At 39.3% G+C, this 25,750-nt stretch carries 19 protein-coding genes; 15 read left to right on the top strand and 4 right to left on the bottom strand.

The features are described 5' to 3' along the window. Positions 1 to 261 precede the first annotated feature (261 nt). The 7 genes from CUJ83_RS07900 to CUJ83_RS07870 all read left to right on the top strand — a co-directional run bounded on the left by CUJ83_RS07900 (position 262) and on the right by CUJ83_RS07870 (position 8,161). Positions 262 to 1,224 carry a ParB/RepB/Spo0J family partition protein gene (locus CUJ83_RS07900; RefSeq protein WP_230741751.1) on the top strand — a complete coding sequence of 321 codons (963 nt, stop codon included), beginning with the start codon at positions 262 to 264 and terminating at the stop codon, positions 1,222 to 1,224. Positions 1,225 to 1,484: 260 nt separating this feature from the next. Continuing rightward, a complete protein-coding gene (locus CUJ83_RS07895; RefSeq protein WP_230741750.1) occupies positions 1,485 to 2,174 on the top strand; it encodes an acyltransferase in 690 nt (229 codons plus the stop codon). A gap of 5 nt (positions 2,175 to 2,179) precedes the next feature. Continuing rightward, positions 2,180 to 3,262, top strand: coding sequence for a DegT/DnrJ/EryC1/StrS family aminotransferase (locus CUJ83_RS07890; protein WP_369423955.1), 1,083 nt, complete (start codon positions 2,180 to 2,182; stop codon positions 3,260 to 3,262). 48 nt (positions 3,263 to 3,310) lie between these two features. Beyond that, complete coding sequence (locus tag CUJ83_RS07885) at positions 3,311 to 4,297, top strand: UDP-N-acetylglucosamine 3-dehydrogenase (RefSeq protein WP_230741748.1); 987 nt, start codon at positions 3,311 to 3,313, stop codon at positions 4,295 to 4,297. A 19-nt stretch (positions 4,298 to 4,316) separates the two neighbouring features. Further along, positions 4,317 to 5,867, top strand: coding sequence for a glycosyltransferase family 2 protein (locus tag CUJ83_RS07880; RefSeq protein ID WP_230741747.1), 1,551 nt, complete (start codon positions 4,317 to 4,319; stop codon positions 5,865 to 5,867). Positions 5,868 to 5,882: 15 nt separating this feature from the next. Further along, positions 5,883 to 6,971: a DUF354 domain-containing protein gene (locus CUJ83_RS07875; RefSeq protein ID WP_230741785.1), complete on the top strand. Its 1,089-nt coding sequence runs from the start codon at positions 5,883 to 5,885 to the stop codon at positions 6,969 to 6,971. Between the two features lie 26 nt (positions 6,972 to 6,997). Beyond that, positions 6,998 to 8,161 carry a glycosyltransferase gene (locus CUJ83_RS07870; protein ID WP_230741746.1) on the top strand — a complete coding sequence of 388 codons (1,164 nt, stop codon included), beginning with the start codon at positions 6,998 to 7,000 and terminating at the stop codon, positions 8,159 to 8,161. 1,999 nt (positions 8,162 to 10,160) lie between these two features. Here the strand turns inward: CUJ83_RS07870 and CUJ83_RS07865 are convergent. The 3 genes from CUJ83_RS07865 to CUJ83_RS07855 all read right to left on the bottom strand — a co-directional run bounded on the left by CUJ83_RS07865 (position 10,161) and on the right by CUJ83_RS07855 (position 13,995). Beyond that, positions 10,161 to 11,402: a flippase gene (locus CUJ83_RS07865; RefSeq protein WP_369423953.1), complete on the bottom strand. Its 1,242-nt coding sequence runs from the start codon at positions 11,400 to 11,402 to the stop codon at positions 10,161 to 10,163. A gap of 75 nt (positions 11,403 to 11,477) precedes the next feature. After that, positions 11,478 to 12,545 carry a non-hydrolyzing UDP-N-acetylglucosamine 2-epimerase gene (gene wecB / locus CUJ83_RS07860; RefSeq protein WP_230741745.1) on the bottom strand — a complete coding sequence of 356 codons (1,068 nt, stop codon included), beginning with the start codon at positions 12,543 to 12,545 and terminating at the stop codon, positions 11,478 to 11,480. A gap of 34 nt (positions 12,546 to 12,579) precedes the next feature. Next, a complete protein-coding gene (locus tag CUJ83_RS07855; RefSeq protein WP_230741744.1) occupies positions 12,580 to 13,995 on the bottom strand; it encodes a nucleotide sugar dehydrogenase in 1,416 nt (471 codons plus the stop codon). A gap of 307 nt (positions 13,996 to 14,302) precedes the next feature. Here CUJ83_RS07855 and CUJ83_RS07850 point away from each other — a divergent pair, with 307 nt between their 5' ends. From CUJ83_RS07850 to CUJ83_RS07835, 4 genes are all read left to right on the top strand, one after another. Beyond that, positions 14,303 to 14,602 (top strand): hypothetical protein, encoded by a 300-nt coding sequence (locus tag CUJ83_RS07850; RefSeq protein ID WP_230741743.1) that lies wholly within the window; start codon positions 14,303 to 14,305, stop codon positions 14,600 to 14,602. 117 nt (positions 14,603 to 14,719) lie between these two features. After that, positions 14,720 to 15,769 (top strand): DUF354 domain-containing protein, encoded by a 1,050-nt coding sequence (locus tag CUJ83_RS07845; protein ID WP_230741742.1) that lies wholly within the window; start codon positions 14,720 to 14,722, stop codon positions 15,767 to 15,769. Between the two features lie 80 nt (positions 15,770 to 15,849). Next, positions 15,850 to 17,007, top strand: coding sequence for a nucleotidyltransferase domain-containing protein (locus tag CUJ83_RS07840; protein WP_230741741.1), 1,158 nt, complete (start codon positions 15,850 to 15,852; stop codon positions 17,005 to 17,007). Between the two features lie 405 nt (positions 17,008 to 17,412). Then, positions 17,413 to 19,440 carry a glycosyltransferase family protein gene (locus tag CUJ83_RS07835; RefSeq protein ID WP_230741740.1) on the top strand — a complete coding sequence of 676 codons (2,028 nt, stop codon included), beginning with the start codon at positions 17,413 to 17,415 and terminating at the stop codon, positions 19,438 to 19,440. 631 nt (positions 19,441 to 20,071) lie between these two features. Here the strand turns inward: CUJ83_RS07835 and CUJ83_RS07830 are convergent. Further along, positions 20,072 to 21,892 (bottom strand): ABC transporter ATP-binding protein, encoded by a 1,821-nt coding sequence (locus tag CUJ83_RS07830; RefSeq protein ID WP_230741739.1) that lies wholly within the window; start codon positions 21,890 to 21,892, stop codon positions 20,072 to 20,074. Between the two features lie 499 nt (positions 21,893 to 22,391). On the opposite strand from CUJ83_RS07830, the gene CUJ83_RS07825 reads away from it, so the two are divergent. The 4 genes from CUJ83_RS07825 to scmF all read left to right on the top strand — a co-directional run bounded on the left by CUJ83_RS07825 (position 22,392) and on the right by scmF (position 25,712). Continuing rightward, positions 22,392 to 22,796 (top strand): GxxExxY protein, encoded by a 405-nt coding sequence (locus tag CUJ83_RS07825; RefSeq protein WP_230741738.1) that lies wholly within the window; start codon positions 22,392 to 22,394, stop codon positions 22,794 to 22,796. Between the two features lie 410 nt (positions 22,797 to 23,206). Beyond that, positions 23,207 to 23,479 carry a SynChlorMet cassette protein ScmD gene (gene scmD, locus CUJ83_RS07820; protein WP_230741737.1) on the top strand — a complete coding sequence of 91 codons (273 nt, stop codon included), beginning with the start codon at positions 23,207 to 23,209 and terminating at the stop codon, positions 23,477 to 23,479. A gap of 19 nt (positions 23,480 to 23,498) precedes the next feature. After that, on the top strand, positions 23,499 to 24,584 hold the full coding sequence (gene scmE / locus CUJ83_RS07815; protein ID WP_439651965.1) for a SynChlorMet cassette radical SAM/SPASM protein ScmE: 1,086 nt from the start codon (positions 23,499 to 23,501) through the stop codon (positions 24,582 to 24,584). A 12-nt stretch (positions 24,585 to 24,596) separates the two neighbouring features. After that, positions 24,597 to 25,712: a SynChlorMet cassette radical SAM/SPASM protein ScmF gene (scmF, locus tag CUJ83_RS07810; protein ID WP_230741735.1), complete on the top strand. Its 1,116-nt coding sequence runs from the start codon at positions 24,597 to 24,599 to the stop codon at positions 25,710 to 25,712. The last annotated feature ends 38 nt before the right edge of the window (positions 25,713 to 25,750 follow it).

The raw sequence follows: 25,750 nt of genomic DNA, 5'->3' as shown, positions 1-25,750 counted from the left end.
TTAGAGCCCTTAAAAAATCATATAAAAAAATTTGTGTTTCTGTGGTTCTGTGAGGTTACGTGCCTGCCTGCCATCCGACAGGTACAACGTATTTTAAAATGTGTTTAATTATTTTGTTATGCAACAAGTTAGTTAATTACATTTTTTTGTATTTAATTATCTATAATATTTCGTTATTATAGAAACATTTAAGTTTATTACCACATATTTTCTTTATACTTACCAAGCGATTATTTGGTTTGTATCCGGGGGGTAAAATTAATGGGTGGTAGAACAAAGCCAGCTAAGCCTGTTTTTGAAACTATTTCTATAGATAGCGTGCGCCAGAGCGAGGATCATATCAGAAAAACTTTTTCGAAATGCACCAACTTAACGGCCACTATCTCTGACGTGGGCCTTTTGCAGCCTATTTTAGTCTGCAGGTCCGGCAACGGCTATGAAGTCATCGACGGTGCGCGAAGGCTTGAGGCTTTGAAGGATCTCGGTATCTCAGAGCTTATTGTCGGTAAGGATGTCATTGTCGCTGTCGATGAGACTGAGGCGGATGCCAGGTTTAAGCAGATCATCGCTAACATTCAGCGTGAGGATATCAACGATATTGAGCTTGGCCATGCTTTTGTCACCCTGAAAGAGTCTTTTGATTATCAGTATAATGAGATCGCGGAGATCATAGGTAAGACTCCCCACTATGTAGCCGCGAAGGTAGGGCTGGCGAAACGTCTTACGAAAGAGGTTCAGGAGCTTTTTGTGAGCGATATTGAGTCTGCGAAGTGTATTCAGAATACATTGTCGTGTGATGATGTCAGGGAACCGCCCTATGTCATGAATGTCAATATCATCGAGGACATTGCGAGGCTTCCTGCGGAATTGCAGAGGCCGGCGTATGATGCAATCTGTGCCAGGAAAATGGATAAGAATGAAGCTCTTTCCTATCTGAGGTCGCTGAAGAGGGATGCGGAGGTATTGAAGCTTGCCGATGATGTGAAGGGCTTGGTGGAGTCGTATTCGGATGGGGATGTTAAGAACGCTCCGGATAAAGAGCTTAAGAGGTACCTGAAGAAGATCGACCGCGACCTTGATAAGCTGGCTACGAGAGTTAGTGTGGCGGACCCGGCGGAGAGGGAGAATATCAAGCCTGTGCTGGAGTCTTTGATCCAGAGGCTTAGCTCGCTTTATGCAGAGGTTAATGCGGGTGAAGCAGAATCGTGTGGGATCGAGGCTTGATATTTTTAATAAATGTTATGAATAACTTGCCTTGTATAAACCGAAAATGATATAAACATACTTATCTAGTAATAAGTAACACTTTGGGGGATAAGAGGACGTGAGAGTTGGTGTTGGTAGGGATGATGGAAATCTTAGTACTATCAGTCTTCAAAAAATTTTAAAAACGTCTACTTTAATTCACTCCCCAGCCTTTATAAAAAGGTTAATGAGAAAGCCATGTTCTTATCTGGCTAATTTTTTTGTCGGGGGATATTTAATTGCTTGAATCTCAATTTTTAAGATCATCAAGTAATCAAAGGATACACGAATCGTGTAAACTATATGGTAAAAACGTCATCGGTAATAATTGTACCATCCTTGAGAATGTCACTTTAGGCTATCCGAGCGGAAAGATACTGAATGAGCTTTTATCAAATGGCCTAAGTTTTGAGGAAGGGTCTTTTGACGGGGTAAAGATTGGCGATAACGCGGTCATCCGCCCTAATTCGACCATATATTGTGACGTAAAGATCGGTAATTATCTTCGGACCGGGCATAATATCCTGGTCAGGGAGATGACGAACGTAGGCGATAATGTGCTCATTGGCACGAACGTGGTGATCGACGGCACTACGACGATAGGAAATAACGTCAGCATTCAAAGTAACGTCTACATTCCCACTAACACTATAATAGAAGACAATGTTTTCCTGGGCCCATGTTCCGTATTAACTAATGATAAGTATCCGATAAGGGTAAAGTATGACCTGAAAGGCCCGGTGTTGAGAAAAGGAGCATCTTTAGGTGCCAACTGTACGATATTGCCAGGTGTAGAGATCGGTGAAGGCGCCATGATTGCGGCCGGCGCTCTTGTCACTAAGGACGTGCCTGCATGGAAACTGGCACTTGGATTCCCGGCAAAAATTATCGACATGCCTGAAGAGCTGAGAAATTTAAACAGGATATGATTATGATGATACCTATCGCTAAACCATTGATCGGCGAGGAAGAGATAAACGGCGTTATGAACGTCATGAGGTCTGGCACGATAGCTGAAGGACCGAAAGTCAAGGAGTTCGAGGAAGAGTTCGCGAAGTACGTTGGCGTCGAGCATGCCATAGCTGTCAATTCGGGCACTGCTGCGCTTCATGTCGCGCTTCTTGCAAAAGGGATAGGCAAAGGCGATGAGGTCATCACCACTCCTTTCACATTTATCGCGACATCAAACAGCGTATTGTTCACCGGAGCTAAACCGGTGTTCGCGGACATCGAAGAGAATACGTTCAATATCGATCCAGAGAGCATCAAAAATAAGATCACAAAGAATACGAAGGCGATCATTCCTGTCGACCTGTATGGCCATGTAGCCGACATGAAAGCCATAATGGATATCGCGGAGGATCATGATCTGGCGGTCATCGAAGACGCATGCCAGGCTCACGGCGCAACGCAAAATGGCAAGATGGCCGGTTCTTATGATGTGGGATGCTTTAGTTTCTATCCCACGAAGAACATGACCACGAGCGAAGGCGGCATTATTACTGCCAATGACGGGAAGTTCGCAGAGAAAGCGAGGATGGCGAAATCCCATGGCTCGAAAGTGCGATATTATCATGAGATGCTGGGCTTTAACTTGAGGATGACCGACATAGGGGCGGCTATCGGCCTGGCGCAGCTAAAGAAGATTGACGTGTTCAACGAGAAGAGAATGGCGAACGCGAAGCTGTTGAACGAGAAGTTAAAGGATGTCAGCGGCATTATAATGCCTTCGGCGATGCCAGGATGCAAACATGTGTTCCACCAGTATACCATACGTGTCACTGAGGAATACGGCATGTCGAGGGACGATGTCATTAAGATGCTCAACGATGCGGGCATAGGTACGGGAATATATTATCCTCTGCCGATTCACCAGCAGCCGTTCTATAAGGAGCTTGGATATGACGAGACTCATCCTGTCGCTGAAAAGATCTCGAAAGAAGTGATATCTCTTCCGGTCCATCCATCGGTAACGGCTGAAGATATTGATTTCATCTCTGAAAGGTTAAAACGCTAATAACGTTAAAATGTAAAAACGCCTATAGAAGTAAAGTTTGGGGTATAAATGTTGAAAGTAGGTGTAATAGGAGCTGGCGCAATGGGGCAGAACCATATTCGCGCCTACAGCCAGCTACCGGGTGTAGAGCTTGCCGGCATTGCCGATGTGGACAAAAAAAGGGTAGAGGAACTTTCAAGGCAGTATAATACTCAGGGATTTACTGACTATAAGGAAATGCTGAAAACGGGTATGGATGCAGTAAGCATAGTGGTCCCGACCACGCTGCATAAAAGTGTCGCCCTGGATGTTATTGCAGCAGGCACGAACCTTCTTGTGGAAAAGCCGATAGCGAATAACATCGAGAGTGCAGATCAGATAATCGACGCCGCGAAAAAGCAGGACTTGAAGCTCATGGTCGGGCATATCGAGCGTTTTAACCCGGCGGTCATGAAGATGAAGGAGCTTATCATGAGCGGCGAGCTTGGAAAGATAGTCTCGATATCGACCAGGCGTGTCGGCCCGTATAATCCGAGGATAAGGGATGTAGGCGTCATCCTGGATATCGGAGTGCATGACATTGACATTATATCTTATCTCTATGACTCATACGTCTCTGAGGTCTATACGATAGCAGGGAAGGAAATTCACTCTTTCGAGGATCATGCTTCAATGATATTGAGGTTTGACGGTGATAAGGCCGGAGTCGTGGAAACTAACTGGCTCACTCCTCATAAGACCCGGAATTTCACTGTAATCGGCACTGAAGGAGTGGGCTATGGCGACTACATGGAGCAGAAAGTTGTCATACACGATAAAGAATGGATAAAAGAGGCTAAGGTCGAAAAGAAAGAGCCTCTGATGAATGAGTTACAGAACTTTACTGATGCATGCAAAGGAAAATGTGATTTGCTTGCAACTGGCGAGGACGGCAGGCATGCGCTGGAAGTGGCGATGGCATCCGTAGAATCTTACCGGTGCAGGAATGTCGTGAAATTACTTGGCAGCTACACACCGAACCTGCGCGAAAAGCATGACATCAAAGTAGTAGTATAAAACCGGAGAATAAGGTAATATGGTCTTGGACATTCAGGGACGCGATACCGTGACGGCAGGCACAGAAAAACCTGTGAGGAGCATTGGTATCATTTATCACAGGTTGAACTATCTTACCATCGGCAGCGTGATCGCTGCGACGAAAAACTATGTCGATAAGGTCTATGTTATACTAGAAAACTATGATGATCGCGTAGTACGTATATCGTCAAGTCTTGGTGCCGAGATAGTAGATCCGATGAAGCATGGATATGCATCTGCGTACAAACGGATCATATCGGAAAGCAACGCGGACGTTTTTGTCGCATTGTATGGCGATGGTTCTCACGACCCTGAAAGTATACCCGAGCTTTTTGAGCACCTGAATAGCGGCTATGATATTGCTATTTCCTCTTCGTCAGGCGAACGATATTCAATGGTAAACGAGACCATTCTTTATTTGAATAACAAGAAGCCCAGGAGTAAAAATAACGGCTTTGTAGCCTTCTCAAGTAAAAGCTTAGATAAGATCGACCTTGGTGTATTGAACTTTGAGCAGGGAAATATCATTGATAAGCTCTCGATATTATCGATCAATAGCGGCTTGAAGGTAAAGACGATCCATACGGATGACCAGATATTTGGGCTATTTAATCTTTATAAGATCGGTGTTGTCGTGCCGGCTTATAATGAAGAGTTGTTGATAGAAGAGACAATTAATAGTATTCCTGAATATGTTGATAAAATATATCTTATCGATGACTGCAGCACCGATAGGATGCCTGAGATAGTGGCAAAGATGACTGATCCCAGGCTCGTAAAGATAAGGCACGAAGTGAACAAGGGTGTCGGAGCTGCTATTATTAATGGTTATAAGCGTGCTCTAGAAGATGAAATGGACATGGTAGCCGTTATGGCCGGGGATAACCAGATGGACCCGGAGCAGTTGCCGCGTTTGCTTATTCCGATCATTGAGGGTAGAGCAGATTATACTAAAGGTAACAGGCTTATCAGCAAAGATTTCAGGAAAGGAATGAGCAAGTGGAGGTCTTTCGGGAATTTTATCCTTACAATGCTGACAAAGATCGCCAGCGGATATTGGAGCGTTACCGATCCACAGAATGGGTATACAGTAATATCAAAACAGGCACTGGAAGCGCTGGATATAGATGCCGTATATACCTACTACGGATATTGTAATGACATTCTAGTTAAGCTAAATGCATTCGGAATGAGGACACTTGATATTCCTATGCCATCACGGTACGGGCGCGAGAAATCGAAGATCAAATACAGCAGGTATATCAGAAAAGTCTCTCCAATGTTGTTTAAGGGATTTTTGTGGAGGCTTAAGACCAAGTATATCTTGCTGGATTTTAATCCTCTCGTATTATTTTATGCAGCGAGTATGATCATGGTGCCTTTCGGGTTATTGTTTTGTATGTGTATCCTAGCAGAAAAGATATTACATAACTATGTTTCGCCTAACTTCCCATTACTTGCAGTATTCATCACTCTAATTGGGCTACAGTTTTTGATGTTCGCGATGCTATTCGATATGCAGGCGGATAGGAGTATTAATAGATTCTGAATAAGGAACCCCTTGGTGGTGACGTTTATTAAATTACTTATTGATATTGGGCATCCGGCTCATGTCCACTTCTTTAAAAATACTATAAAGACAATGGAAAAAGATGGTCATGAAGTACTTGTTACCGCACGAGTAAAAGACGTTGCTGTAGACCTTCTAATGGAATATAATATTAAGCATGTTGTCATAAGTAAACAAGGAACATCTACTGGTGGTTTACTTAAGGAATGGATAATACGCGATTATGATGTATTCCGTATTGCACGTAAATTTAAGCCTGATATTTTAACAGGAATGCTTAATCCATGCGTTGCCCATGCTTCAAGACTACTGGGCAAGAAGGCGATAATTTTTAACGACTCTGAAGTCGTTAACTCTACCGCTAAGATCACTTATCCGTTTTGTGATGCCATTTTGACTCCATCAAATTTCAGTAAGGATCTAGGATATAAACAGGTTAGATTTAACGGATATAAAGAGCTGGCCTATTTACATCCGAACCGTTTCACTCCGAACCCGGCGGTCCTAGATGAGTTAAACCTTACTAAGGATGATAAATTTGTCATAGTACGTTTCGTAGCATGGAAAGCAGGACATGATTTAGGGCAGAAAGGCCTAAATCTTGAGAATAAGATCCAGCTTGTCAATGAACTTAGTAACTATACTAAAGTATTTATCACCTCTGAGTCTAAATTACCGGATCAATTAGATCAATATCGTGTAAAAGTATCGCCATCAAAAATGCATGATCTGCTATACTATGCTAATTTTATTGTTGGCGATTCACAGACCATGACAACCGAGGCAGCAGTACTGGGAACTCCAGCAATAAGGTCCAACACTTTTGTTGGTGCAAATGATATGAATAATTTTATAGAATTAGAACAAAAATATGGTCTTATATTTAATCTTAGCAATCCACAAGAAGCGATTGACAAGGCAGTAGAATTGGCCCAAACATCTAATATTAAACAACAGTGGAACTCCAAGAGATATTCCTTGTTAAAAGATAAAATGGATGTAACTTCCTTCATGGTATGGTTTTTTGAAAACTATCCTTCTAGCCAAATAGAGATGAATAAAATTGGACATCAATTTAAATAACTTGCATATATTAAATCGGTGTTATAATGTCGCAAAAAAATTTACTAGTAATATCTCACTCATATGCTAACTTTATTAAATATCCAATAGAAATTATTGCAAAAAAGTTTAACAAAGTATATGTTTTAGTTAGAATTAATTCTTTCGCAGAATTATCTAACTATATTCCGGTGAATCATTTAAAACCATTTAATAAAAGCTCAAAGATTAATCTATTAAATATACCGGATAATGTAGAAGTAATACCAACTCCCTTCTTTTATCTTCCTGTACAACTTTCTATGCCATATTTAATTGAAAAACATTATGAGGTAGTCGAAAAGTCTATATTAAAAAATAATATAGATTTTAATATAGTTCATTCTCATTTTACTATATCTGCTGGATATGTTGGCTCTAAATTAAAAAATAGGTATAATGTACCATTTGTATTGACAATACATGAGAATAAGGAATGGTTTTTAAGAGAGTATAATTCTCTTAACAGTATTATTTACGATATATGGAAGAATGCAGATTTAATATTTAGGGTTAATAAAAAAGATATTCCACTGTTAAAGAGATATAATAATAATGTAAAATATATAAAAAATGGCTTTAATTGTAACCATCTTAAACATATTGATAAAAACTATGCAAGAAATATATTAAACATTCCTACAGATAAATTTATTATATTTTCTTTAGGAGTATTAATTGATAGAAAGGGGTTTAACTTTTTAATAGAATCGATAAATATTATTAGAAACTATAAACCGGATGTTATTTGCTATATTGGGGGCCATGGTCCGCAGAAAAACAAATTACAAAAAATGATCAATGATTTTAATTTACGAGACAATGTTAGATTGGTTGGTTTTATAGAAGATTATAAATTGAATTATTGGATGAATGCTTGTGATTTATTTGTGTTACCTAGTCTAAGCGAAAGCTTTGGAGTAGTTCAGGTAGAAGCTATGGCTTGCGGTAAACCTGTTGTCGCTACTATAAATGGTGGTAGTGAAGAAGTGATTAAAGAAGGTAAAACTGGTCTACTGGCTATACCTGGTAATTCAGAAGATCTTGCGGAAAAAATTTTAAATGCTATCAATGAGAATTGGGATTATGAGTACATATTGAAGTATTCTGAAGAGTATTTATGGCATACAATAGTAGATGACATTCTTAACAATTATGATGAGTTGATATAGCTCAAAATATAATACTAAAATGTAATATCAATTATTTACTTCAGATGGGAACTTGATATTTAATGAAAAATAATAGATTATTAAAAATATTATTAATAACAATTTTTATTACAATTTCTTATGTTATGCTATATTTCTCAAGTAATGAAATTTACATCGAACGATTTGAGGGTATTTTTGTTGGGTTTAATGAACTGTATATTAATAATCATATTCGTTTAGATAACATTATGTTAATACCACTTATATCGCATAACGTAAATGGCGATTTTGGATTACCATTAAGGGTTCAACAAATAATCGAAACAGAATCGTACTTTCCTTGTTTTATAACTTTATTTCTGACTTTACACTATGTTACAGGGCTACCTACATTTTATTTAATTGCTTTACCTCTAGGGGTATTGTTTATTCCAATTGCATACATTGCTATGATTAAAAAATATATTAATACCAATAATAAAGTTATATTTTTTTTATTATCTATTTATATGGTATTATACCTAATATCTACAAGATCTTATGGATCATTCTACGTCGCTGTTCCCTCACTGTTATTAGTAATTATCATATTTATTTCAATAAAAAATAACCTGAATATGATCAATAGAAAATCCAATTATATTATTATATTAATAAGTCTTATTAGTTTAGTACATTATTGGCATTCGATGTTTATGATTATATTTCTTTATATTTTTACTTTATTTTTTATATATTTATTATATTATTTAACAAAAAAATTTAATTTTTTAAATAAATATAACAAATTTTTATATTTTCATAAATATAATGTAATAACACTTTTATCAATACTATTATTAGCTACTGTAGTAGTATTTACTTTCTCACATTTATGGCAATCGGAGTATATATCTGGATATATAAGTGATTCTAGCTTAGAAGATTATTTTGTAAACGCTATTACAAAATTGTTTGGTGGTAAATCTTTCTATGTACCTTATAGTTATAATTATAAAAGTTTACTATATGGAAAAGTTTATTTTATAAGTTTGTTATCTTTATACGCATTATCCACATTTTTATTAATAACTTCTATATTTTTTTATTTGTATATATACAGGAATAATAATGTAGTACGTCACAAGGACAATTTATTTTTCGCTTTATCTATTCTCATATCCACAGTTATCTTTACTTTCCTTTATTATAAGTCAAATTCTGTTTCGTTTCCTCAAGTTTTATTATTTTTCCCAATATTTGGTCTTAGTTTATATACTTATATTATAAAAAATCAAAAATCATATAAACAATATATATTAATTATTATTACCGTCATAATGATCCTACTTAGTATTCTAGTAACTATTTCCTTAGTGTTAACAAACGAGGCTGGTGCAACATCTCTTACTAAATATATGGATACAGAAGTTAGTTTTTATTGGCTATATAATTATTCGGATAAATCTAATGATATTATTGTAGATTTTAATATCCTTGGTCTATATTTGCAACATGAATCAAAGAGTGAGAAGTTAGCATTGCAATATAAAGATTTAAGTCCATATAGTTATTCAGTACTAATTGGCGATAATGTTGATACTATAAATATATTTCACGATAATTACGCGATAATTGATCACTCTACGATGCAGAGGGGATTACCTGTTCATGTTACAACAGCTAGGTCTCTTATGATGCCACACTTGAATGAGATAAATAATTGTAAAAACCAGAATAAGTTATATATGGATAATTGTATATCAATATATTATATTAATTAATATACTAGATTTTTATAACGATGTTATATATGATGATAATTGCTATTTTTATATAAATTTGCATGTATAAAAACTACTATTGGGATATTTAAATGTATTTGGTTTTCTATAATAAACTGTGTTAATATTTCGTTAAATTCCAAGCAAACTTATTTAATCCATATGATTAATAAATACGTTGATACTCGCAATTTGCTTATAAAGTTAATGATTATGATGAAAAATATTTTAGATAAATAAATATAAGTTTAAATTTAATTTGGTTTTGTAACTATTTTTAAAGTCCATTTATTTATATAAATTTTTATTATAGCTAGGTTTATTATTGTTGTTATTATTAATGAAATTGTAGTTGCAATAGCTGCGCCAATTATGCCATATGTGGGTATCATAATTAAATTTAATATTACTGTTATGAATGTAGATATTAAATTAATTTTAAAAGAAAGTTTTACTTGACCAATATTTGCAAATATTGACCCTATTGATACAAAAGGTGAATATATTAAATATCCTATAATCATGATTACTAGTGGGATGTAAGCTGCTTTATAATCTTCAGTGAATAAAAGTGGTATTAACTGATTACCTACAATAATAAATATTATTGAAATAATAAACATTACAATAAACGTATAAATAATACATTTTTTTGTGACTAGTTTTAAAGATGTATATTCCTTTTTACTATTTAAACGAGAAAACGAAGGTCCCGAAATTATTTGTATGGAACTAGGAATTAATAACATACCCTGTATTAATGTAGTGGCGACGGCAAAGAGTCCTACTTCGAAAGTATTTAAGTAAAAACCTAATAGCAATGTATTAATTTGTGTATTTATCATAGATATGGAATTACCAAGCATTACATAGAATCCAAAAGAAGTTATTATTATAAAAGTTTCATTAAATAGTTGATTAGGGATAATAAAGTATTCTTTTATAGTAATAAATGATAATATGCCTGATATTACTGTAGGAATTACAAATCCTATTACAGCACCAATGATCCCCATGTTTAGTATAATTACTAAAATTATAGATACAATTATTGTTAAAACATTCAGAATGATATTTAGAAACGCATAGTATTTCATCTTGCGTAAACCATTTAATCCACCTAATACAGCTTTTTGTACTGCAATGAACGGAAAACATAGGGCAGTTATTTTTAATAATATTTCTACATTACTATCATGAAATATATATAAAGAAATAAATGGGGATAAGAAAAATAATATTATTGAAATTATAGTTCCAACTAAAACTGAACTTATTATTCCATAAGAAACAAACCGCGTTATACTACTAATATCTTCATTTTTTTCTGCAACATATTTAGTTATTGCAGCACCGATACCAAAATTAGCGAATTGCATACCGAATAAATATATAGTAAATATAAGGGTATATACTCCTAAACCATCTACTCCTAAATCTTTACCAATAATTATCCGTAATAAAAAATGAACTAAGGAAGAAATTGCTATACTTATAAATGCCCATTGAATATCTATTACCGTTCTATTAAACTTTATTCCGTTTATTATATTAATTGCTCCTAAATAGTCCTATGATGTCTTTATTAAATTTCTTATCTTTTTACTTACACCAACATCCCCGAATATATTCTTATTCGATTTTGGTCTTTTAATATCCTTTATTGCTTCAATTATTCTATTCTTATTCGACCCTGTTAAAATATTCCAGTTATCATCCAGAGTTTCAATCCATTCTGTTTTATCTCTAATAGTAATACATGGTATTTTTAACATATATGCTTCCTTTTGAATTCCGCCAGAATCGGTTATTATTTTATCCGAATTAGCCATTAACTGTAGCATATCTAAATAACCTAGTGGTTCGATAAGTTCAATATTTTTTTGTTTTTGTATATGTTCAAATAACCCATAATTGATTAAATATTTCTTCGTTCTGGGATGTACTGGAAATATTACTTTCTTATTTGCTTCAATTAATGATTCAATAATCGATACTAAATTGCTTTTTTCATCAGTATTGTTTGGACGATGAATTGTAACAACCAAATATTTTCCATTCTCTATGTTTAACTTAGATATTATTTTCGATTTTTCATTTGCCAGTGATAAATTGTATGCTAATGCATCAACCATTACATCTCCAATATAGTGAACCCCATTTATTATTCCTTCATTTAATAAATTCTGTTCTGATGTTTTCGTAGGGCAAAATAATATATCAGAAAGATGATCAGTTACCACTCTATTAATCTCTTCAGGCATAGTTCTATCGAAACTGCGTAATCCCGCTTCAACATGGACAATTTTTATTTGTAACTTTGATGCGGCTAAGGCTCCAGCAATCGTTGAATTTGTATCTCCATAAACTAGCACAATGTCTGGTTTTTCCTTTATAAGTATGGTTTCAATACCTGCAAGCATTTCTCCTGTCTGTTTTCCATGGGACGCAGATCCAACTCCTAAGTTATAATCTGGCTTGGGTATTCCCAGTTCCTCAAAAAAGATATCAGACATATCATGATCATAATGCTGACCTGTATGTACCAATATCTCCATGTGCTCCTTACGTATTTCTCTGGATACTGGAGCACATTTAATGAATTGTGGACGAGCACCTACCACTGTTACAATTTTCATAAATATCCTGACTCTTGCTTCATTTTATTACGTACTAGTTTTTGTCTCCTCTACCTATGCCTTTATAGATAAATCCTGCTTTAATAAATGCATCAGGCTCAATAATATTTCTCCCATCCACTATTACTGGATGTTCTTGGCCAGACAATCCTTTTATGAATTCTGGGCTATATTCCACATATGCATCATGACCTGCAAATATTGCTATAACATCGGCATTCTTTAGTATACTGTTAATATCGTGGCCGATTTCCACGCCCGGATAATCCAACACGTACGGATCATGCACATCTACAAGTATACCGGCTTCTAACATTAAATCCCTATATAATTCTGCCGGAGTATTTCTTGCATCATCAGAGTTCTTTAAGAACGCCCATCCGAGTATTGCCACCTTAGAATCACAAGTTTTCTTTCCAACGCTTGCCAGTGCATCTAATGTCAGGTTAAACATATGCCTCGGCATAAAGTCATTTACCTGCCTAGCTAATACAAAAATCGATTCTTTACCTTCCGGATAATCGAGCTTTCCTTCCAGAGTTTTTATGCCTCTCTCCAGATGATATGTATCCTTCGTCAAGCAGTGACCGCCTACCCCAGCACCAGGCCATAATATTGCTCTGGTAATCCCTTCTCCTTTTAGACTGTCAATACCTGCTCTTACATCATAGAAGTTGATACCCATCGCTTCACAATATAAAGCAAGCTGATTTGCTGCAGCTATCTGCAAGTCTCTAAAAGTATTCTCCGCGGTCTTCGTCACTTCTGCAGCTGTCGCTGTCATGGGTATAATCTTTCCTTTTGTGAGGACCGGCGAGTAGAGTTCAACTGCCCTTTGCGTACTGACATCATCAATCCCGCCTACACAGCGGTCATGTTCCCTGATGTTCTGTAATAACCTGCCGACCATCACCCTTTCAGGAGCATGGGCGAGAGCAAAATCTTCTCCGGCCTTCATACCGGATTCTTCTTCTAAGATCTGCCTTGCCATCCCGTTAGTTGTGCCCGGGGTTATGGTCGATTCCAGCACGACTAAAGTGCCTTCAGACATATTCTGTCCTACAAGCCGTATACCTTCTATGAGAGCGCTAAAATCAGGAATAAGGTCCTTAGGGTCTTTGAACGGGGTCTGTATGGCGAGAGTGACAGCGTCACACTCAGAGATCTTCGAGAAATCAGAAGTACACCTGAACTTATTGGCCTGAACGACTTTCTTGATAAAATCCTCTAAGCCCGGTTCCTCTCCCTTAAGAGGGCTTTCGCCGCGGTTCAGCATGTCGATCTTATAACCTGAAGTCTTTGAATCACGCTGAAAACCATATACGAGATCAAACTTATCAGAGTCAGCAAAGAGCACAGCGGCCGGGATACCAACATAACCCATGCCTATTACGCCTATTTTTCTAATCGGGCCTTTCTTATCAAGAATGCTTTTTAATTTCTCACTCATACTAATACCCATTTTTAATGCTAATTCAATAACAGAATATTAAATAATTTTTATTGTTTTAATTTTGTAATTCCTTAAGACATTAATTAAATTAAATCTTTCCTATTAATATGATCGGATCTTATGATGTCTATATCGTCATAAGGAAAAATTTATTCGGAATATCTTTTTGAAATTAGTAATTTTTAATTTAATATTTCATAGAAAACAAATAAATAAACAATTATCGATATTTTTCTTATATTCGCATAATTTCTTTCAAACGATATTAAATATCCGGAAATTATTGATTAATCAAGGAGTATAAATGGAATTATCTAAAAAAATACACCCTGCATTGCGTACCGCATTAATATGCGGCTTTGCCGGCATGATGGTCGATATGGATCATATTCCATACTATATCCTGGGAGGGAACATCCAGATATTTTCATATACATACCATGTCACTTCCGGGAGGATCTTTCACGATGAGATCTTATACATCTCCGGGTGTATCGCGATGGGTATCATTCTACTCATAAGCCTTGACATATTGATAATGTTAACATTGGGCGTTATAACGAAAGCTGTCAAAAATATGTGGTATATAATCAAAGATACATGAAGTAGGGATCAATGATCCCTGTTCCTTCTTTTTCATTGTTAGATCTTGCAGTTTCACCTAAAGGTTTAAGAGCGTGTTTTTAATATCTATTCATTCTAACAATATTCTACCAGGGAGATGAACTTCATAAAGATCGTCGTAGACATAAACCACCCGGCTGACGTCCATTTCTTTAAAGATTTCATCAGGCTGATGAGGGAGAGAGGACACAAAATATTAATTACAGCGTCAAAAAAAGACGTTTCCCTGGAATTACTGGATCGATATGGCCTCGAATATGTCGAACTAGGCAGCTACGGCGATAGTTTACCCGGAAAATCATTCAACATACCGGTACTGGACCTAAAGATGTATAAAGCCGTAAGAGGTTTTAACCCGGACCTTCTCCTCGGACTAAGCTCAATTCGCGCACCTCATGTTTCATTCTTACTAAAAAAAAGGTCGGTCAATTTCCTCGATACCGAACACAGCAAAGAGCAGAGAATACTATACATGCCTTTCGTGAACAAAATTTACACTCCCGCATGCTTTATGCAGGATCTCGGTAAAAAGCAGGTAAGATATGACGGTTACAAGGAACTGGCGTATCTCCATCCGGATCACTTTACCCCTGACATTAAGACGCTCGAAGAAACCGGATTGAAAAAGGATGAAAAATATTTTATCATAAGGTCTGTCTCCTGGAGATCAAGCCACGATATCGGACAGCATGGGATACGCGATATACAAAAATTAATTATAGAACTGGAAAAACACGGTAAAGTCCTGTTATCCTCCGAAGGCCCTCTTGACAATTCATTAAAAAAATATCGGGTAAATATCTCGCCAGAAAAAATACACGACCTGCTATACTATGCGGCCTTGTACATCGGAGAAGGCGCCACTATGGCAGCCGAAGCCGCAGTGCTGGGCACTCCTTCCATATACATATCATCGCTGAAAGGCAAATTAGGATACCTGAATGAACTGGAACAAAGATACGGGCTTCTCTACAGTTTTAATGATCAAAATGAAGCCGGTAAAAAGATCGATGAATTACTCACAATGCCTGATATAAAAGATATGTGGAAAAGTAAGAAGGAAATAATGTTAAGTGAAAAGATCGACGTGAACGAATATATGATAGGATTTGTAGAGGATTACATGAAAAACAATATTCAATCATGATCACAATATGCTTCTATCAACTTTTCTTATTTTAGGACCATAATGTTTTAAATATACGGGACATCACCAAATAATTCATAATGGAAGATTACACGCCTGGAATGATCGACTCTTATCCTACAAAACTAGATGATATTAAGGCGATACATGAAAAGTTCACGCTTTACGGCATAAAAAGAAATGAAATTCTAAATGTCTCCGATGAACTGCTAAATTATGTTATATCGATCCTTCAAAACGAGCCGGTTGAGGCTCCCGATGTGCCATTAGAACAATGGTATTCTTTTCTGTCATTACTGGATGAACAAAGGATAACGCCCTTCATTTACTGGAAACTAAAGGAAATGCCCTCGCTTTATCTTCCGTCTAAAACCATAATGGATAATATAAGATTAAAATACATGAATAGTGCCGCAATATCATTACAGGTCGAAGGCCAGCTAAAATATATTCTCCACAGATTTGAAAGCGAAGGAATAGACGTCCTGGTATTAAAAGGGCCGGGACTGGCATACGGGGTCTATCCTCAGACTGCTTCCAGGTCATACAATGATATCGACCTCTTAATAAAGCCTGAAGATATGCCGCGTTCAAGAGTCGCGATGGAAGGGCTTGGATATGACTGTTTGAAAAAGAGGTATGATATTTCCCGGGACTGGTACTATGAAGAACAGTTCCTCCATAAAAACGACCTGAAGTGTCGTCCTGTGGAGATACACTGGGATCTACACCCGTATTCCATTTTAGGTAAAATGGATTTTAAGCAGCTATATGACAGGTCTGATCTGATAGATAGTAAAGATATGAAGTTCCGGACATTAAATACTGTCGATGCTCTGATATATTCTGCGTTACATATGGGCTTCATCCATTGCAGGGAAGTAAAGTTAAGCTGGATCTTAGATGTCGATCTGCTCTGTAAAAGATTGAAAGAGGACGACTGGATAAAATTACAAAAAAGATCCGTAGAAACCTGCGCAAGAATGGCTTTAGAGAATTCTTTGATCATGACCACTAAATGGACCGGATTAAAAATACCATCGCATTTCGATGATTTTTCAAAATGGCCGGAGCCGACAAAAAACGAGGTTCTAGCGTATTCTTATGTACTGCAGGATAGCAAAAGAACATTTAGATCGATGAAGCTAAAATGGCCGGCATCATTTAGTATGGCCAAAAAAGCTCACATATTATTAAACGTTGGTATGGATTACATATATGACCGAATAAGAAAGTGAAATATCCTCTATTCCTTGAATTCCGTTATACTTGGGTAACCATTCCATTTTCTATTATCAGCACTATGGTGGCGATCTGGATTATGTACATTACTGAGTTTTTAACATAATCCTAATATAAGCATTTACAACAAGACTATTCAATCCCTGAGCGGTTCACATCCGGAATCCATCAGATTGATCCGGGATGATACTTCCTCGTTATACGCCTCACCCATTTTATTTATAAAAAACAGGCAGATAAATTACCAATAATTATATGAATTATAAAACATCTTTTACATTGATATCCGGATGAATGAAAAAACTAAACTAAGCAACGGCTTACTTATTATCATCGCCGCTTTTCTAATTATATTATCAATTAAAATATTTCTCTCACTAAATTTCGCATCCTTAGTAATAATGCCTGACGAAACGTTCTATGACAGCATCGCCCAGAATGTTCTAAACGGCAAACTATACCCTGAATTCATAGCCATAGTGGGAGGGACCACACCACCGGGATATTCGATCCCTCTGTCCATAGCCTACCTGTTCTCCGATGATCGGGATACGGTCTATCACACGATGCTGATAATAAACTCAATAATAACAACGTCGGTAATATTCCCCGCTTATTTCATACTAAGAAAATATTGCTCCGCAGGCCTGGCAATATCAGGCTCATTAGCCGTAGCGACCTTGCCCGCCTTTAATTTCTATCCGTTCACGCTGATGAGCGAAAACCTGTTCATCCCCCTATTCGTATATTCGATGTGGTTCATCCTGGAGAGTTACAGCAGCGATAAAAAGATCTGGGACATCTTAGCTTCGTTTTCCGTCGTATATCTCTACATGACGCGCTCAAACGGCCTGGCGATGATAGCGGCGTTCGTGCTCGCGTTCATTTATTACCTGTACGTTAACAGGAACGGGGGAGACCTGCTCCGCGCCGTCAAAAAGAAATGGGCCTTAATAGCGTCACTCATCGTTTTTCTGACCTTATGGTTAGGCTATTCCGCTTATATGATACCCACGGAATATTATTCATTCGGCTCCCCTTACGATCCCAATTTCGTCGCGACGACCGTGACGAACCAGTCAGCCGCGACGATAGATTATCCCGGCATAATAGCCGATTATTTAATGACCTTCCTAAATGAGATCAATTTCCTGTTATTATCCTCCTACTTTTTCATCGTTATCACGATCATCCTGTTTTACAGCCTGGTAAAAAAGGATAAAAACCTCATGGACGTACCCCTGCGAATTTCCGGCGTTTATGCATTGTTCTCATCCGTCGGGCTTTTCATTGTCTGTATCTTATTCATAGTCCCTATGAACTATGAGATGTACGGCAGGTACATAGGGCCGATCATACCTCTGGTATTCATATTCGGCTTCATCGGCATGGAAAAAATGTCCCCGACATTCAATAACAAAAAATTCATTGTTTCGTCCATAGCGGTCCTTATAACTGCGTTCATCCTGATGTCGACGATACCAAAATATTTCGACGCCGCCGGAAACATGACCATATATTATCTCATGAACATGGATGGCTATATACTGGCGTTATTCTCGCTCGCTCTATGCGTGGCGGTCTTATTTCTATTCTATGTCTCATCGAAATATCCAAAATATGTGTTCATTTTACCGGCCTTTATGATCCTGATATCGCTCATAGTGACTATCCCCACATATAACATGGAATTAAAGACGTCGATAAAGTCCATGGGTACGTTTAACCAGCTCACGGATCAAGGTGTCACCGAGGATTCGATCATAATGGTCGACTCGGAAAATTTCAATTCCATAAAACGGCTCTGGCATTATCTGGTATTCTATTACGGTCCGGATAACGTAATAATTAACACTACGGATAAACACACCATTGAGCATTACGGCTCCGGCGTAGATTACCTCATCTCCCCAAAACCGCTGCCCTACTATGGTACACAGATCAATTTCGGGACTCTCTTTACAAATAGCCGGCTATACGACATAAATAAGAACAATACTATAACGGTGCCATACGTCATTGATGTCGGCGGCAAGGACGATACTGACGTTATCGACGGCTTCCAGTATCCCGAGCAGAATAAGTACCGGTGGACTAAAGATTCCTCAAAAGTCATTTTTTACTATCCTGCAGAGTACGGCGACGCGAACCTCACTCTTGCCACAGGGGGCTTCAGGCCTGAAGATGACCCCGCGAGAGTTGAATTATTCATAAATGACACTAAGATCGGCGAATTCGTAAAGTATGCCGGAGACTATAATCATACTATCCAGGTGCCTGCCGTGTATCTGGAAGGCGATTATCATATACTCGAGATCAGAGTGAATACCTGGGTACCATATGAGTACGGCATTAAGGAAGACGAACGGTTAAGCTATGACGACAGGGAGCTCGGCATAACTCTTGACTATATCGTGATCGACAGATGACATATTTTATCTTCAGTATTCCTGAGAATACTTTTGTGGTTGTGCCTGACGGATGGCAGGTAGGCACGTAACCTCACAGAACCACAGAAACACAAAATTTTTTTATATGATTTTTTAAGAGCACGAAAATCTCAAAGAGTTTACTCACGAAAGTCTCTAAGGCTCTAGTATCACCGTCAATGCTCTAACACCTCTAACGCCCGGCTCAACGCACTAATTTCTCTAACTCACCAACGCTAAAACAAGTCCCGAACATTCTCCAAAACACGAAAGTTTAACGGCCCGGTTGACGTTTCATTTTTTTGGCAATAGTGTTAGCTCGTCATGGGATCGAACAGGGTGCAACACAAACCGGGCCGTTAAACTTTCGTGTTTTGGAGAATGTTCGGGCTTTGTTTTAGAGTTAGTGACTTTGAGAAGGTTGGTGCGTTGAGCCGGGCGTTAGAGGTGTTAGAGCATTGACGGTGATACTAGAGCCTTTGTGGTTTGGTGAGTAATTTTTAGTGATTTAGAGCCCTTAAAAAACCATTAAAAAAATTTAGTGTTTCCGTGTTTCTGTGAAATTATGTGCCTACCTGCCATCCGTCAGGCACAACGTTTTTCTCTAACCGAAAAACCAATTCTCGTTCAGCTAAGTTCCTATTTTAACTACAAGCATATTTCCCGTAATATCGATCAACGATGATTTATGCGATATGACAAATGTCGTCCTGTTATCTATCAGTTCCCTTAAGGACCCTTTAATACTATCCTCAGTCTCCGTATCGAGTGCAGACGTCGGCTCATCCAGCAGCAGTATCCTCGCATCCTTCAGGAACGCCCTCGCTATCGCTATCCTCTGCCTCTGCCCTCCGGAGAGTTTCACCCCTCTCTCCCCTATGATCGTAGCATAGCTATCGGGAAGGGACTCTATGAACTCATGTATATGCGCCTTCTTCGCGGCCTCAATTACCTCTTCCCTGCTTGCCGAAGGCATCCCGTACCTGATATTATTCTCTATCGTATCGTCAAAAAGAAAAACATCCTGCGACACTATTGCGATCTGCTTCCTCAGCCATTCCGTATCAATATCTCTAAGATCGACACCATCCAGGTATATCGCGCCTGATCCCGGAGTATAAAGTTTTAAGATTAAGTTCACTATTGTCGTCTTTCCCGACCCGCTCGGCCCTATCAATGCGACAGATCCCCCGGATCTTACTTCCAGGTTGAGATCTTTAATAACAGCATCTTTGTCGTCATACGAAAACGTTACATTCTCAAACTTGATGCCGCCTTTACAATCATTCGGGACAATAAGCTGCCTATCTGCATTTTCATGCTCCGGCACAATACTGAACATTTCTTTCAGCCTGTCCATCGACGCCAGTATAGTCTGTAGCGAAATGTAAGACGAGAACAGCCTTCCAACAGACCCGGAAAGAAACGCCACGTAAGCGATAAACGCGACATAATCCCCGATAGTCATCGCGCCATTCTGTATCTCTATGGCACCGAACCACATGACCAGTAAAAGGAACACCGACTGAACGCCTCTCATGATAAAGCCGGAAAAAGATGAGATCATCGTGCTCTTCATCCTCGTCTTAATGACCTTATCGATCTTCTCCGAAACCTTCCTGACTTCCCTCTCCTCGCTCGTATACGACTTCACGACCTCGACGCCCGACAATATCTCCTGGAGATCCTTCGAGACATTCGCCGACGATTCCATCTCATCATAGCTGACCCGTCTCATCCTGCCCGAAAAGAACACGCTCACTATCAGGTAAACAGGAACAAGGAGCACGACTAAAAGCGTTATCTTAGTGCTAATGGCCAGTATGATCAATAAGCCCAACACAAGCGACACACTGCTTGAGACGGCAGATGAGATGATATTGGAGAAGAAATACTGCACGGAGCCCACGTCATTCTGCACCCTCGACACAAGATATCCAGTCTGCTTCTCCTTAAAGAACGACATCGGGAACCTCAGCACGCGGTCAAACAGCGTCGTCTGCACGTTAAACGTGATCCGCTGCGTATATTTCGTATTAAGGTAGTCCTTCAATATTCCCGAGAGCCCCGAGGTCAGGCCAAGGACTATCAGGGCCAGTATGACAAAATTCAAAGAGCTCAACAGCTCTATAATGCCCGGAGCAAGCGTTCCCATGCCAAAAGACGCCAGAAAGCCTTCGACGGTGTCAAAGCCGTTCTTCATTATGACAAAATCGATGAACACCTTAGTGCTCATAGGCATTATCGACTGAATGGCGCTTATGAGGATAGATAAAATGATGGATAAAGCACCGAGCTTCCAGACGGGCTTAACGAACCGGAAAAAGAATATGAGATCTTTCCATTTGAACTTCTCATTATCTGAACTTTTCGGGGTATGAAAAATATCTTTAATATGGACGCCAGTCACGCTCATTGACCTTACGATATATGTCAATAAGCTCTTCAACATCCCCGTATACCCCCGCACACTGGCCGGCCTTATTTATGACAGGCCGGTTATCAAGGTATACTTGTTGATAAGACTTAAATATATCACTCTGGAAGCACCTGATTTTTAATTCTTCGGTTTTTTTTGAATGTGATGTTTTTGTGGTTGTGCCTGACGGATGGCAGGTAGACACGTGACCTCACAAAAACACGGAAACACAAAAATTTTTTATATGATTTTTAAAGTCTCTAAAATCACAAAAAATTACTCACAAAAGTCTCTAAGGCTCTAGTATCACCGTCAACGCTCTAACACCTCTAATGCTCGGCTCAACGCACTAACCTCTCTAAGTCACCAACTCTAAAACAAGGCACGAACATTCTCCAAAACACTAAAGTTTAATGGCGCGGTTTGTGTTGTTCAATGATCGTATACCTGTTCACTTTTTTAGTCTGATGGATAAACTTATAATACTTTATTGCAAATAATAGCAAATTAGTATTGTTTTGTTAAGGTGATCATGTTGGAAAGAAAATACGAGAAGTTACCTGATATTGTGGAAACAGCAGCAAAATATACTGTGGATTCGGCTTATACGATCCATAAAAGGCTTGGGGTCGGGCTGCCTGAAAAGACCTACGAGAGATTCATGGTAAAAGAACTAAGAAGCAGAGGGTTCAATGTCAAGACACAGATCAAGATACCAATAACATACGAAGGTATCGTGTATGATGATGAGTATTTCATCCTGGACCTGCTGGTCGACGACTGCCTGGTAGTAGAATTTAAATCCACAGATCAGATACAGCCGATACATAAAGCACAATTGCTCAACTATTTAAGGCTTAGCGGAAAAAGACTCGGTCTATTGATAAATTTCAACGAACAGAACATAGGAAAGGGAATAACAAGAATAATAAACTAAAACGCAAATTTTTTACAACACAGACCGGGATATTAAACTTTAGTGCTTTGGAGAATGTTCGGGCCTTGTTTTAGCGTTGGTGACTTAGAGAGGTTAGTGCGTTGAGCCGGGCGTTAGAGGTGTTTGTGCGTTGACAGTGATACTAGAGCCTTAGAGGTTTTGTGAGTAACTCTTAGAGAATTTCGTGCCCTTAAAAAATCATATAAAAAATTTTGTGTTTCTGTGTTTCTGTGGGGTTACGTGCCTACCTGCCATCCGTCAGGCACAACCACAAAAACATCATATCCAAAAAGCCGAAGAAAAATATAACATTACAGAATTTACTCAGTTTGTCACTTCAAGTCTATCGATATGGATATCATTTTATATGTTTAATTCTTATCATCTACATTATATTGAGGGGGGTTCATTTGATCGACAGGCCTATTGCTAACCCGTCTATCGTCCTCAGAGAAGAGTTCGACGACTGGGCATTACTTTACGATCCAAACACAGGAGAGACATTCGGGTTAAACCCTACAGGCGTTTTCATATGGAAGCATCTCGACGGCGACCACACCGTAGAAGACGTTTTCGGCGAGCTGACGGAAAACTGCGAGGGAGTTCCCGATAGTTACAAAAACGACGTGATAGAGTTCATCCTTGACCTTGAAAACAGAGGCCTTGTAGGTTCTAAAGCATGATATGACCGCCGAAAAGATCATGAGGACGCCGAGGGCGATAGACATCGCCGTTACCAACGACTGCAACCTGCGGTGCTCTTACTGCAGCCACTTTAGCAGCCCCGGCGACGTCAAACATGATCTCCAGGCAGAAGAATGGCTACAATTTTTCAAAGAGCTCAACGAATGCTCTGTGATGAGAGTCGTACTCGAAGGCGGAGAGCCATTCTACAGAAAAGATATTTTTGAGATAATAGAAGGCATCGTTAAAAACAGGATGAGGTATTCAATACTGACGAACGGGACTTTAATAACGGAAGACATTGCCCGTTTTTTAAGCTCTGCGAAAAGATGCGACGCCGTACAGGTATCAATTGACGGCTCTAATGAAAATATCCATGATATATACCGCGGCAAAGGCACTTTCCAAAAGGCGATAAACGGGCTTAAGTGCTTAAAAGAGAATGGCGTCCCTGTCACGGTAAGGGTGACCATCCATAAAGAAAACGTCACGGACCTGGAAAACGTAGCGAAATTATTACTAGAAGACATCGGCATTCCCACGTTCTCGACCAATTCTGCATCATACATGGGACTATGCCAGCAAAACTCGAAAAAGATACGGCTCGATACGAATGACCGTATGCTGGCGATGAACGCTCTTCTAAAGCTCACAAAAAAATACCCGGGAAGAATACACGCGACAGCCGGACCGCTGGCCGACGCGAAAGCCTGGATGGAAATGGAAAAAGCACGAAAAGAGGGCAATGACATCCAGGGCAGAGGCTATCTGACAGGATGCGGATGCCCGTTCGAAAGGCTCGCGGTGCGGGCTGACGGCGTCATCGTGCCGTGCCAGCTATTGAGCCAGATCGAGCTTGGAAGGATAAACGAGGACCGGCTTATAGATATTTGGCAGCGCCATCCCGAAATGATAAGGCTGCGCGAAAGGCGCATGATACCGTTAAACAATTTTGACTTATGCAGTGATTGCGAGTATATCAAGTATTGTACCGGCAACTGTCCCGCAAATACTTATAATATCACGGGAAACCTGGACCATCCCGATCCTGATGGCTGCCTGCGCACATTCCTCAGGAATGGGGGAAAGATCCCGGAAACGTAAAAGAGGGCGACCATGCACAAAAATATCCCGCAAGGCTCCAGCGAACGCACATATCCGCTGACTCAGATATATTTTTATCTCACGGACGGATGCAATCTGCGCTGCCGGCACTGCTGGATATCCCCAAAATATTCTAAAGAAGGAAAATTCAATTACATCCCTGTCAGCCTTTTTAGATCCATCATAGAAGAAGCTAAACCATTGGGTCTTCAAAGAGTAAAATTGACAGGCGGAGAGCCTCTGCTTCATCCTGACATTCAGGAGATCATTAATATCATACGAGACAACGGCCTCATTCTCTGCATAGAGACTAACGGCGTTCTTTGCACCCTGGAAATGGTGCGGCTTATCGCCTCATGTAAGCCCGGCTGCATATCCGTGAGCCTCGACGGGGCGAATAAAGAGACGCATGAATGGGTAAGGGGCGTTGAAGGATGCTTCGATGCGGCCCTGGAAGGAATAAGGAACCTCGTCAATGCAGGGATAAAGCCCGAGATCATCATGACCATAATGCGCAGGAATTCCGGCCAGATAGAGGATATGATCAGGCTGGCCGAATCCCTCGGCGCAAGCAGCCTAAAGTTCAACGTCGTACAGCCCACTGCAAGGGGCGAAAAAATGCATGACGCCGGAGAGACCTCAGGCATCGAGGAACTGGTAAGCCTTGGAAAATGGGTGGAAGGCGAGCTGGCGGAAAAAACTTTCTTAAAATTACATTACACTCAGCCTCCTGCGTTCAGGCCTATGGGAAAGATGTTCGGGAGCACAGGGTGCGGGTGCACTGTCTGCGGGATATTGAACATCGTCGGAGTCCTGGCTGACGGGACCTATGCTCTTTGCGGGATCGGGGCGCATGTGCCTGAACTGACATTCGGGAAAGCCGGAAAAGATCGCCTTGAAGATGTATGGTCAAATGAGCCGATACTTCGCGAACTCCGCGAGGGGCTTCCCGCGCGGCTTGAAGGTGTCTGCGGCGAATGCCTTATGAAAAGCATATGCCTCGGAAGCTGCATAGCGCAGAACTATTATTCGAGCAAGAGCATATGGGCCCCGTTCTGGTACTGTAAGGAAGCGAAGAATAGAGACATATTCCCGGCGTCAAGGATTTATGTAAAACCAGATAAATGATGCCTGGAAAAGTTTTATCATTTTCGGGATGATGTTTT

It is taken from the genome of Methanooceanicella nereidis, from assembly GCF_021023085.1.
Classification (GTDB): Archaea; Halobacteriota; Methanocellia; order Methanocellales; family Methanocellaceae; genus Methanooceanicella; species Methanooceanicella nereidis.
Note: the sequence above shows the minus strand (reverse complement) of the source record. Positions and strands in the feature narration are given on the sequence as shown.